Here is an 11,177-nt window from a genome sequence, read left to right as displayed (position 1 = left end):
GGATCCGGGTCGGATCCTTGAGGAAGATTCCCTAGAGCTGCAGTACTGGTGCAAGGAGCTTCGATGCACTGAGGCGAAACTGCGGGATACCATTTCCAAGGTCGGCAATCACGTCGCCGCCGTGCGCGAACAACTCGCGTCGCGGGAGTGATCCGCCGGCGGAACGAGGGGGGGTGGCACGGCAAAAGATCCATGAAGGTGGCCATCAGCAGCCTTTGAAGCCACCAGGTCCGCCACCGGCGGCCTAGCATTGGGGGCGGCCCACTTGACCAGGCGGAATTGGCTTTCACGCCAGGGGCGCGACGCCCGTAAATTTCGCCAATGGCAACCGCACCTCCAGGTGGCTCGGATGATGGACTTGGGGAAGCAGAGTTCCAACAAGGCCTGAAAGGGCCATTCTCCCGTCGCTTGCCTGTTTTCACACTGGAAGTCGCCGTCTGGCTCCGACGAGCTTGACTTGGGCACGCTCACTGGACGACGCCCTACTCGACGCCGTACGATGAATATCGCAAAGCTCGTGGACCAGCGAGCAGATCGGGGAATGAATGCGAACCTTTTTTTGCTCAATCATCGGTGCGTTTGCCATCTGGATGCTGGCGGCATGCCACCATCCGACGCCGAGTCCCTCGATCGGCGTCGGCAATCCGTATCCAGTCAGCAGCTACGTCTGCGACGGGACACGCTTGGCCGTGCGCTTGATGGGAGAGAGCGCCTCGGTCTCCGTTGACGGGGCGGCCGCCGTCGATCTTCCAGCGATCGGACAGTCGGGGACCACGTTCTCCAACGGACGCCAAACGCTGATCGTCGAGCAGGGCCGCACGTCGTGGGCCGTGGGGCGCGCCATGCCGGTTGCGTGCACCGGCGGCTGACGCGGGAGAATACATCCGAAGACCTTCGTGAAGGGCGCAGCGCCGACAGGCGCAAAGGCGTCAGGATGGAAGCCAGAATGGGGCGAGACCGAAGGGCTCGATGCAAAGCACGACAGCCCGGCCGGCGTCAGCCGGCGACGCCATATCACCGCCTCGAGTTCAGTAGTTGTCGCAAGACGAACAAGCGACAGCGGGCGTAGGCCCTGTTGCTCCAAGTCAGGTGTGAATCTCAGCCCGGATGTGCTCGCCGGCATTGCCGAAATCATCGTCGCCGTACCGGTCGCCGATCGACGCGGCCATATCCACCACGCGCAGGCACAGATCCACCACGTTCTGATCCAGCTTGTCACCCGGCCGGAGGAGGCCCAGTTCCGCGGCGGCAGCAGTGAAACGCGCTGTGAGGTGGCGAATGAGTTCCCCCGACGAAGGAGACCAAATGGGCCAAACGGGCAGTACCCGCCAACCCCGGCTCACTGCCTCTCAATCTGACGCCCCTGAGGCGCAACGAGTGCGTCGTACAGAACTGCCATGCGGTACTGGGCTGCCTGGTTCGGCGCGCGCTACGGCCTCCAGATGGATCTGCCCGGCCGGTCCCGGTGTGGTGGTCCAGTTCATCGCCGACCACGCTCAGCGCTCGACCAAAGCTGGGCTGGTGCACCAGCTGCTCCCCGAAATGGTGCCGCCCTGGTCGAGGCTGGTTTCAAGGGCAACGCCGGGGCGCCGGCGCTGAACACGCTGATGCACCGGATCTCGGTCCTGTCGATGGCCCACCACCTGGCCAAGCAGACCAGCCCCTGCACCGACTCGGCGGTGAAGGCTCTCCTGAGCAAGACCCGCGAGGCCTACGCCAAGCGCAACGCCACCCCTCACAAGCAGCGGGCCCTGACCAAGGAGCCGCTCGAGGCGGTGCTTGCGACCTGCGACGACTCGCTCAAGGGGAAGCGTGACCGCGCCCTCCTCCTCTTTGCCTGGTCGTCTGGCGCCGCCGGCGATCTGAGGTTTCGGAGGCGGTGTTCGAGAACCTTCGCCGCGCCGATGAAGGCGGTTGCCTCTACACGCTGGCCAACTGTGCTGACCCGGTCGGCATCGCATTCACGCGCGCGACACAACTCGACCTCCGTGACCAACGAGTTCGGGCGCATGTTCGGGTACGCCGCGGGAGAGCTTTGCGGCGAGTCGTGGGAGCCGCTCTTGCCTTCCGATGGGTAGCGCGCCGCCTTGCGCGAGATCGCAGTCTGCGATCCGGAGTCGCTTCGCGCCGCCGCCGGCGTCACGCCTTTGTAGCGCCGGCGCCACGCGGGAATGTGCGCAATCGCTCAATTGCGCCCCCTCGGACAATTCGTTGGCTTTCGCCGTGAGACGATGAAGACACGAATTCCTCGTGCAGCGGCAGGGCGCCGATAGCTGCCGCGAACTGCCTAGCATGGCTGCCGATGGCACCCTTGCCGGCGCACGGACTCACCCAGCCACCGGCCTCGGCGTCCGACGACCTCAAGGTGCTCCATCCTTCACGCTCGCACATGCCCACTGAGATTCCGATTTCGGCAAGCAATTGCCGCTCCTGCGCCACGCGCAAGGCCTGCTTGCTTGGCAGGCTCGGGGACGCGGAGCGCGCCCTTCTCGAGCCGCAGATTCGCCAGCGAATCTTCCGTCGCGGCGATGCGCTTGTCGAGGAAGGCACGATTGCAGGGTTCGTGCGCGTCCTCAAGCTTGGCACGGCCTTCGCCTACCGCCGCGGGCTAGACGGCCGTTCCCGGCCGATCGGGGTGATCAGCCGCGGCGATGCGTTCGGGATCTTCGGCATGTTCGACAACCCGAATCCGGCGTCTGGTGTCGCTCTGACGACGGTTCGAGTCTGCGAGATTCCGGTCGTTGCCTTGCGCGACATGAGCGCGTGCGGCTCACCGCTCCTCGTCCAAGTGATTCGAGCGGTCACGGGGAATTTTGCCGCGATGGCCGCCTGGTCGGAAGCCATGAGGCTCTCGGGTGTGACGAACCAACTCGCGTACGTCGTGGTGTTGATGGCGGACGCGAGCAAGTCGTCAGTGGTGGAAATCCCGACCCAATCGGCCCTGGCTGAACTGCTGGGAACCCGACGCGAATCGATCGCGCGCGCGTTGCGCACGCTGGATGTTGAAGGCAGCATCAGCCGGCTTGAACGAAAGCGCTGCGAGGTGTACCGCAGCAGACTCCTGGCGCGCCTGGCGCAAGCAGGCAATGAGGAACGCAGTTGAGCTTCTCGGCACTTGTTCAGTGACTCGGTGAGATGCGCATGGACGCCAAATGAGCGATCCGTCACTTTCGATGCAACTAGTGTCCAGATCAGGTCGCCCATTGATGGGTTCACCGATACGCTTGGATAGAGCGTCGACATTTGACTGAAATCAAGACTGGATTGGAGAAATTGCCTATAGCAATCAAACACCGCCCAAGACGACGTCGGCACGACTGATTCCGCCGTGCTTCGCGGCAAGAACCAATTCCAAGCGAGACATTGATGCGCGACAACCAGCCCGTGACACAAAGAGAGTTTGACTACCCCGGTGATGCAACCCTGATGTCCGTCACGGACACGCAGAGCCGAATCAGCTACGCCAATGCGGCATTCATCGCAGTCAGCGGGTTCAAACGTGAAGAGATCGTTGGGCAGCCGCACAACATGGTGCGCCACCCCGACATGCCCAGTGGGGCCTTCGCGGACATGTGGACGACCTTGAAGGGCGGCGAATCGTGGTCCGCGCTGGTGAAAAATCGGCGCAAGAACGGCGACCACTATTGGGTGCGCGCCAATGCGACGCCGGTGCGTCGCGATGGCCGGCTGGTGGGCTACATGTCGGTCCGAACCAGACCGACGCGTGCCGAGGTCGAAGCCGCCGAGACACTGTATCGTGATCTTCGCGAGGGCAAGGCGCGTGGACGAGGGTTCCACAAGGGGCTGCTCGTGCAAACAGGCCTCTTTACACGGATGTGCTCGCTTCGGACCTTGTCGGTCAGGTGGCGGATTCGATGGGGTTCACTCGCCAACGTGGCCATGGTTGTCGGCACATGCGCGGCGGCGGGTCTGGGCACCCACGCCCTTGGAATCGTGGCTGCGGCAGCGGTGCTGGCGTCCCTCGTCGCGGCCCTGTGGCTCGAATCCCAGATCGCGTCGCCCCTCGCGGCAGTCTTGCGGGCCGCGCAACAGGCGGCCGAAGGGGCCCCCGAGCGCAACGTGACCCTCGACCGTGTAGACGAGATCGGCATGCTCCTGCGAGCGGTCAACCAATCCGCACTCAACCTGCGTTCCCTGCTCGACGACGTCAGCGAGCAGGCTAGAGGCGTGCATGCCGGCGCGACGGAAATCGCCTCAGGCACCAACGACGTGAGCGCACGGACCGAGCAGAATGCGAGTAGCTTGCAGGAGACCGCTGCATCGATGGAACAGTTGGGGGCAACCGTCAGGCAGAACGCTGACAGCGCGCGGCAGGCCAATGAATTGGCACTGAGCGCCTCCGACATCGCCATCAGAGGTGGCGAGGCGGTCGGCCAGGTCGTCGAGACGATGAACGGCATCAACGAGAGTTCCAGGAAAATCGCCGACATCATCGGCGTGATCGACGGCATCGCGGCCCAGACCAATATCCTGGCGCTCAACGCTGCGGTTGAGGCGGCGCGAGCCGGCGAACAAGGGCGCGGCTTCGCAGTGGTCGCCGCTGAAGTGCGCAGCCTCGCGGGCCGGTCGGCCGAAGCGGCGAAGGAAATCAAGAAACTTATCGGTGCGAGCGTCGAGCGGGTGGAGCAAGGCATGGTCCTCGTCGACCAGGCCGGAGCCACGATGAGCGATATGGTCACGTCGATCAGGCGCGTCACGGTCATCGTAGGCGAAATCAGCACAGCCAGCGTCGAACAGAGTGCCGGGGTGGCGCAGGTGGGTGAGGCGGTCAGCCAAATGGACCAGGCCACCCAGAAGAACGCGGCGCTGGTCGAGCAGAGTGCCGCCGCTTCCGAGAACCTGAAGCAGCAGGCGCAACGCCTGCTAGACGCCGTCGCCGCCTTCGAGCAAGCGCCCACGAAGCGCGCCGAGGGACCGAAGCCAGTTGTGTTGCCCAACCCAAGCCTCTAGAGGAGCAATATGAGAAATACGGCCACGGAGACCTTGATTCGGGATGCGGTGGAGGCCGTTGAGCGAGCGAGAGCGCTGCACTTTGTCGACGACGAATCGCCTCAATCCTTCAGACCCGCCGACAAGGATCCGCTGTCTCCCAAGGACGACAAGGACGCGCAGCGGCTGAGAAGGACGCACGAACACTCCAGTCCGGAATGGACCGCGATTCGCCTGAGCCTGTCGTCGTCGATTCACTCACTCAACATCAGCCTTTCTCTGCTTCAACTGCAGGATTTCCACTCGCCAGCCGAACGACTGGTGCTTCGCAAAAAGCTCGTGGACGACGCGAAGGCTGCAGGGCGCCTAGCCTATCACTCTGCGCTCATTCTGTACGACGACGCTCTGAACTAGGCGCCAGTGGTGCGAAGACTGTTTGGTCAACGGGACTACAACCTAAGAGGCAAGGAACACATGACAGTACACAATGAGCAGCCGACTGTGTGGTCGGCGGGGCTGGACGCCCTGACGGTGATGGCGCTCGAAGCCTATGGCGCTACCTCAACGGACGCAGTCAGAGGCGCGATCGAGAATAACGTGAACATCCCCGGCATCAGCCACGCTCGGAAAGCCACGATCCGCCAGTGGCTCGGCATGCCACGAGAGCCCATGCTGGGTTCTCACCTCACCAACGCCAGCACCATCGCGCGAGCAATCCTGACACTCGAGCGCAATGGCTACAAGGTTGTACCGCCGATTTCTACTGCGCAATAGGCGGTTCTGTCGCGGTAGCGACGCACGGTAAAAAAATCACCATCGACAAGAGCGACGCCAACACGGCTGCGACACAGAGCGTCAAGGACGATTCGAGTGCGGACATCGAGCTGCGGCAGAGAAAATACCTCAACAACGTTGTGGAGCAGGACCATCGGGCCATCAAGCGCATCGTGCGGCCAATGCGGGGGTCGTTCCACTGCGCGCGCGTTCTCATTGCCGGCGATTGAGATCGCGCACATGATCAGAAAGGGGCAGCTCAACTGCCCCAATGGCCAAGCCTCGTCCGCGGCGTCGCAGTTCTACTCGCTCGCATTTTGAGCGGCCAGAGACCGGCTGATCTTACTGAGCTCCGCGGCGTTACCGCGACAGAACCTGCCTGTCCGGCAGCACTTTACGCAATTTTCGTTAGATCGTTGAAAATGCGACGCACACCATAGAGGTGTCCTCAAGGCATTGATCGCATTGAGACGCGCCTGTCTCAGCAGCGCCGAGACTTGGCTGTTCGTTCGGGCTACTTCCGGGCTGGCGCGGCGCAGGTGAGCGCGGTGGCGCGGATGATGGATTCGAAGAAACCCGATCCGTGGTGTTAACGTCCCTGCATCGCGGTGGATGACGCTACGCAAACGGGTGACGCAACGTGAATCTGTTCCGGAAGGCGCTGGCGAGCGGCCATGGATTGGCCCGCGGGGCTGGATGACGCGCGCGTCGCCTTCAACGCCTACACCATCGTGGATTCGCTCGTGAAGCAGACGACAGGGGCCGCGTGGCGCGAACATGAACATGCGTGCGGGATCCGGCGGCTTCCGCGCTGTGCGCTGGGGAAAGACGGTCGGCTCGAATGTGAACACGGCAGGGGCCGCTTCTCGCCACAATGCCCGGTGTTCACTTGCAAGGGTATTGATGTCTACGTTAACCGGACCTGTTCGATTCCTCTAGGCATCATCAGCTGCCCGCTACTCGCTCAACGTGGTGCGACCGGACGGGCGATCGGATTCGGGGTGACTTGAACTCACAGAGCCGCACGCCAGGGCGGCAATTGCATTGCAGCCGACCTATTTCGCACAGCAACTGATAGTCGCGGAGCCTCGGCGACTGTGAGGCGACAACCCCGCTGCCGCAACGCCTCGTGCTCGTTGGCATGAACAACCAGAGCATGTTCATTGCGAAACACCAAGGAACGTGGCCATTTGAAGGAGGCGCGAAGCGCTCGTAGTCTCGAGAGGCGGCTTCTATGCGCGACTCAGAGGCCCTGAAGCCGATGCAGTCGGGAGGCCGATGCGCCCAGCCACCAAGTGCAGCGAACTCGGACCGGCAGCAACAACAGGCGACCTTTGCCAAAAATGCGCGTCGCATGTCTCGAGGGCCGCGGTACAGCGCAAGCAGTGAGATGGAAGAGCAGCCGCTGGCGATCTAAACGATTCACTTGGAGAGAAGATGGAGCAACTAAGAATCTCGCGATGGGCCACCCTTTTCGCCTCTGCGCTACTGCTCGGGGGGTGTGCAACCCGCCCGATCAATCCGCCGATTGCCCAGGCCGATCCGGGCAGCGGTTATCGCTTCGAGACGCGCCACGCAGATGTCAAGGACAAGGACGCCCTCGTCATCCTTGCGTTCTCCGGCGGCGGCACGCGCGCTGCCGCGTTCTCGTACGGAGTCCTCGAGTACCTGCGGCGTACCGAGATCACCGGACCGAAGGGAAGGAGCCGCCTGCTCGACCAGGTCGACATCATCACCGGCGTGTCTGGCGGGAGCTTTACTGCGCTCGCCTACGGCCTCTATGGCGACAAGCTGTTCGACGATTACGAGCAGCGCTTTCTCAAGCGCGACGTGCAGGGCGAGATCGTCTCCCGCAGCCTGAACCCGGGCAATTGGGCCAAGCTGTCGTCGACCGGTTGGGGGCGCTCGGAACTGGCGTCGCAGTTCTATGACGAAGTCCTGTTCAACGGCGCCACTTTCGGCGATCTGAATCGTGGCAAGGGCCCGCTGATTCTGGCATCGGCGACTGACATCTCGAGCGGCGCCCGCGTGGTCTTTCATCAAGGTGTTTTCGATGTGCTCTGCTCCGATCTGAACGCCATACCACTGTCGCGCGCTGCTGCAGCGTCTTCGGCCGTGCCGGTGGTGCTCTCTCCGATCACCCTCAACAACTACGGCGGCACCTGCGATCTGACCCCACCGGTATGGGTGAACAGGTTCCTCGACACCGACAACCCTCCCCGGCCGGCCGCACGAGCCATACGCTCGCTCAGGTCGCTGGCAGAGTTGGGAGACGGCGCCAAGCGGCCCTACCTCCATTTGGTGGACGGCGGCGTGTCGGACAATGTGGGCATGCGCGGCGTGCTCGATTCGCTGGAGGTCCTCGAGGCCATGCACGATGCCGGCATGCCGACGCGACTCGACAGCGCGAAGAGGATCGTCGTCTTCATCGTCAATTCGCTGTCCGTGCCGCCGACGAAATGGGACGAATCCGAATCGCCACCCGGCAGCGTGGAGATTCTTCTCAAGTCGAGCGGCGTTCCCATCGACCGCTATTCCTTCGAGGCCGTCGAACTGCTGCGGGACATGGCGGCGCGTTGGAAGACCATGCGTCAGATCCGGAAGTCGGTGGCAGGCAACAAGGATCCGGCGCTCGCGGCCGTGACCCGCGGGCCGGACGCCGAGATCTATGCCATCGACGTCTCGTTCGCAGCGCTGAAAGACGAGGCGGAACTGGCCTATCTCAATCAGCAGCCGACGAGCTTCGTGCTGCCTGACGAGGCCGTCGATCGCTTGCGCGCTGCGGCGGGAACTATCATCGTGGATTCGCCCGAGTTCAAGCGTCTTCTGAAGGATGCAGACGCCACGCTGGTCGCGGCGCCGCCGGCGGCTCCACCCTCACCGGCGGACCAATAGTGCCGCAGGCGAGATTTTTTTTACTCGAGGCGGAGGTGGTGGTAGTGGCGAGGATCCGTTTCCATGGCTCCAAGAGGTCGTGGCATATGTCCTTCTGGCGATGCTCGCCTTGGCCGTCGTGGGTGCGCTATGGCGCTACTTCACCCGCCCCTCCCCTGCTGACCTTGCCAGCGAGCGAAGCATGAGACGTCTCTCCTGGCGAAATGAAAGTGCAAGGCGCCGACCGCAGCGCTGATGGCTATGCTCCGGCGACGCGCGCCAATCGCAGACCTTCGATGACAACGTCCTATCATTGGCGCAGCGCGAAAGGTGATGGCCCGCGCGTTGCTGGACCTGGGCTTGCGGTCGGCGCCCTCGGCCACGGACTTCCTGTTCGTGGACCTGGGCCGGCCGAACGCTTCCGTGAACGGAGCGCTGCTGGCGTGCGACGTCATCGTCAGCCCTGGAAATAGCCAGGCGTCACGCGGTTTCTGCACATCTCGGTGGGCACGCAGGAGGACAACGCGCTGTGCCCGCAGGCGCTGCGCGCGGCGCTGGCCGCGTAGCCACCCAAGGCATGGGCCGGCACCCTGCCTCAGTTCGCTGGCCGTCCGTTGGGATGCATGGCCTGTACCAGCGTCCTGAAATGCGCGGCGGCGGCGTTCAGAGGACGTCCCTGCGGCGGTGGGTGCGTTCTCCCATCTAGGCTGGGTGATCAACGGGACTCCGGGTCGTTGCGCCAGCCAGCCCTCGGTCGAGGTCTACCGAGACATGTGGGGCGCTTTCACGGCCTGGTGTCTGAGTCGATCACCCGCCGTTACGTTAGCCTCGCTCGACTGGCAGGATCTGCAGGCCTTTCAGGCGGCGCGCTTCGGACGCAAGAGTTCGGATCTGTCACTCTCCCCTCGGCACGCGCTCCGGCTGTTGCGGCTCATCGCACGCAAACGTTCACGCCAGGAGGGCAGGATGTCTTCACCCTCTGAAGACGCAGCATCGGTGATCGGGCGGGTTGGTTGACGCGCAGAGTTCTCTTCCTAGACTCGCAAACCCACTACGAAGGAGAACTTCTTGACCTACTTCACCGGAAGCGATGTGTCCTTGCGCTCTGTGTCGATCTGCGTCGTGGACGACAGGGGCGAGGTCTGTCGAGAGACCTTCTGCCTGGAAGCCCGGCAAGTCAAGAACACGCTGGCTGCGATGCGCAATCCGCGAAGACTCGCGATGAGTACAGTGGCCGGCGACAACGCTCAATGCATACCCCTCATGCGTTGAATGCACGACAACCCTCCTACCAAGGTCAATCCTGCGGCTCGCGTGGGGCAGCAGGATCTGCAGTGCACACCTGGCGAAACGCAGTGGGCGTGCAGTCGAAGTGCTCGCGGAAGGCTGTAGCGAAATTGGCGGCGCTCGAGAATCCCACCGCGGCAGCGATCTCCTCGATACGCATCGCGGAACCAGCCAGCAGCCGCTGGGCCTCGTGCAGGCGCGCCTCGCGCACGAACTCGAACACCGTACGGCCTGTGCGTTCCTTGAACACCCTGGACAGACGCTTCTCGTGCGTGCCCACCTGCGAGGCAAGCTCGCGCAGCGACGGCACCGTTCCAAGATCGAAGAGGACAAGGCGCTCGACGGCACGGACCAGTGCGCGGTCCATGTTCGCGCTTTCGTCGGAAGCAGTGCCGGAGGCGAGCTGCGGCCGCTCTACGCGCGCGGCGGCATCTCCGGCCGTGCGCCGTTCGGCGAGCGCGAGGTGGATCTCCACGCGCGCCAACACCTCGGCAGGATCGAATGGCTTGAGGATGTAGTCCACGGCGCCTGATCTCAGGCCCAGCAACCGTTCTTGGGGCGCGGCTGAAGCCGTGACGAAGATGACCGGGATGTCGGCCGTCGCGGGATTGGCTTTGAGCAGCCTGCAGGTCGCGAATCCATCGGTGGCGCCCATGCGCACGTCCAGCAGCACCAGGTCCGTTCTCAGCGCGGTGGCCCTGCGGTAGCCCTCCAGCGCATCGAAGGCGAGCGTGATTCGGTAGCCGGTATCGCGCAGCGCTTCCATCAGCAGCTTCAATTCGTCGATGTTGTCATCCACGACGAGCAGGTGGGCATTCCGAGGTTCGGCAGGTGACCAATAGGACATGAATCGAACAAAACACGGCGGCCGAATGCACCGTGAGTGAAATCATGCCAGAAACAGTCAGGCAGCCATGGTCTCTGCGAAGGCAATCTCTTCGCGACGACGGGCTGGAAGCGGATGTTCCTGTGTTCGGTCTTCTGTTGCCTTCGGCAGTTGCCAGTGGGGGGACGACTCGGCAGGGGGTTGGATCCGCGTTGAACACGTGTGCGATGGCCCGCGCTGGATGTCCAGGCACGCTCCCGGGCGACAGCACGTGATGCAGTTGGCATTCCCCCACATCTTTTCGCCGGCGTCCGTCCGAGCAAAGGCCTCGGCCCATCAAGCAAACGAAGGGCATGTAAGGAAATGAAAAGATCCCTGTGTCAGGGGAAAGTACTCCCGAACCATTTCGCCCGCCGAGGAAGGTGACTCGCGCCTGCGCTCGGCGGCACGCGGTTCGTTCAGGCGC

The 11,177-nt window shown here is 63.3% G+C and carries 10 protein-coding genes and 1 pseudogene; 10 read left to right on the top strand and 1 reads right to left on the bottom strand.

Annotated features, from left to right (window positions below):
• Positions 1 to 13: 13 nt before the first annotated feature.
• The 10 genes and pseudogenes from AB4Z46_RS32800 to AB4Z46_RS32755 all read left to right on the top strand — a co-directional run bounded on the left by AB4Z46_RS32800 (position 14) and on the right by AB4Z46_RS32755 (position 9,870).
• On the top strand, positions 14 to 151 hold the full coding sequence (locus AB4Z46_RS32800) for a DUF3606 domain-containing protein (RefSeq protein WP_442287747.1): 138 nt from the start codon (positions 14 to 16) through the stop codon (positions 149 to 151).
• A gap of 394 nt (positions 152 to 545) precedes the next feature.
• Positions 546 to 869 (top strand): hypothetical protein, encoded by a 324-nt coding sequence (locus AB4Z46_RS32795; protein ID WP_442287745.1) that lies wholly within the window; start codon positions 546 to 548, stop codon positions 867 to 869.
• A 528-nt stretch (positions 870 to 1,397) separates the two neighbouring features.
• The gene (locus AB4Z46_RS32790) at positions 1,398 to 2,078 is read left to right on the top strand and encodes a hypothetical protein (protein WP_442287744.1); all 681 of its coding nucleotides are present in this window, start codon (positions 1,398 to 1,400) and stop codon (positions 2,076 to 2,078) included.
• 311 nt (positions 2,079 to 2,389) lie between these two features.
• Entirely contained in the window at positions 2,390 to 3,103 is a 714-nt protein-coding gene (locus AB4Z46_RS32785; protein WP_442287743.1) for a Crp/Fnr family transcriptional regulator, read from the top strand.
• Positions 3,104 to 3,366: 263 nt separating this feature from the next.
• Positions 3,367 to 4,971 carry a methyl-accepting chemotaxis protein gene (locus AB4Z46_RS32780; protein ID WP_442287742.1) on the top strand — a complete coding sequence of 535 codons (1,605 nt, stop codon included), beginning with the start codon at positions 3,367 to 3,369 and terminating at the stop codon, positions 4,969 to 4,971.
• A gap of 9 nt (positions 4,972 to 4,980) precedes the next feature.
• Positions 4,981 to 5,364, top strand: coding sequence for a hypothetical protein (locus AB4Z46_RS32775; protein ID WP_442287741.1), 384 nt, complete (start codon positions 4,981 to 4,983; stop codon positions 5,362 to 5,364).
• 60 nt (positions 5,365 to 5,424) lie between these two features.
• A complete protein-coding gene (locus AB4Z46_RS32770) occupies positions 5,425 to 5,724 on the top strand; it encodes a hypothetical protein (protein ID WP_442287748.1) in 300 nt (99 codons plus the stop codon).
• Positions 5,725 to 5,753: 29 nt separating this feature from the next.
• Positions 5,754 to 6,045 (top strand): annotated as a pseudogene (locus AB4Z46_RS32765) (DDE-type integrase/transposase/recombinase); the annotation flags it as partial.
• Positions 6,046 to 7,161: 1,116 nt separating this feature from the next.
• Positions 7,162 to 8,619, top strand: coding sequence for a patatin-like phospholipase family protein (locus AB4Z46_RS32760; protein ID WP_442287740.1), 1,458 nt, complete (start codon positions 7,162 to 7,164; stop codon positions 8,617 to 8,619).
• Positions 8,620 to 9,666: 1,047 nt separating this feature from the next.
• The gene (locus tag AB4Z46_RS32755) at positions 9,667 to 9,870 is read left to right on the top strand and encodes a hypothetical protein (RefSeq protein ID WP_442287739.1); all 204 of its coding nucleotides are present in this window, start codon (positions 9,667 to 9,669) and stop codon (positions 9,868 to 9,870) included.
• A 25-nt stretch (positions 9,871 to 9,895) separates the two neighbouring features.
• Here the strand turns inward: AB4Z46_RS32755 and AB4Z46_RS32750 are convergent, their stop codons facing one another.
• Positions 9,896 to 10,732 (bottom strand): response regulator transcription factor, encoded by an 837-nt coding sequence (locus tag AB4Z46_RS32750; protein ID WP_442287738.1) that lies wholly within the window; start codon positions 10,730 to 10,732, stop codon positions 9,896 to 9,898.
• Between the last annotated feature and the right edge of the window lie 445 nt (positions 10,733 to 11,177).

The organism is Variovorax sp. M-6 (genome assembly GCF_052114385.1).
GTDB lineage: Bacteria > Pseudomonadota > Gammaproteobacteria > Burkholderiales > Burkholderiaceae_C > Variovorax.
This window is presented reverse-complemented; position numbering and strand designations above follow the sequence as displayed.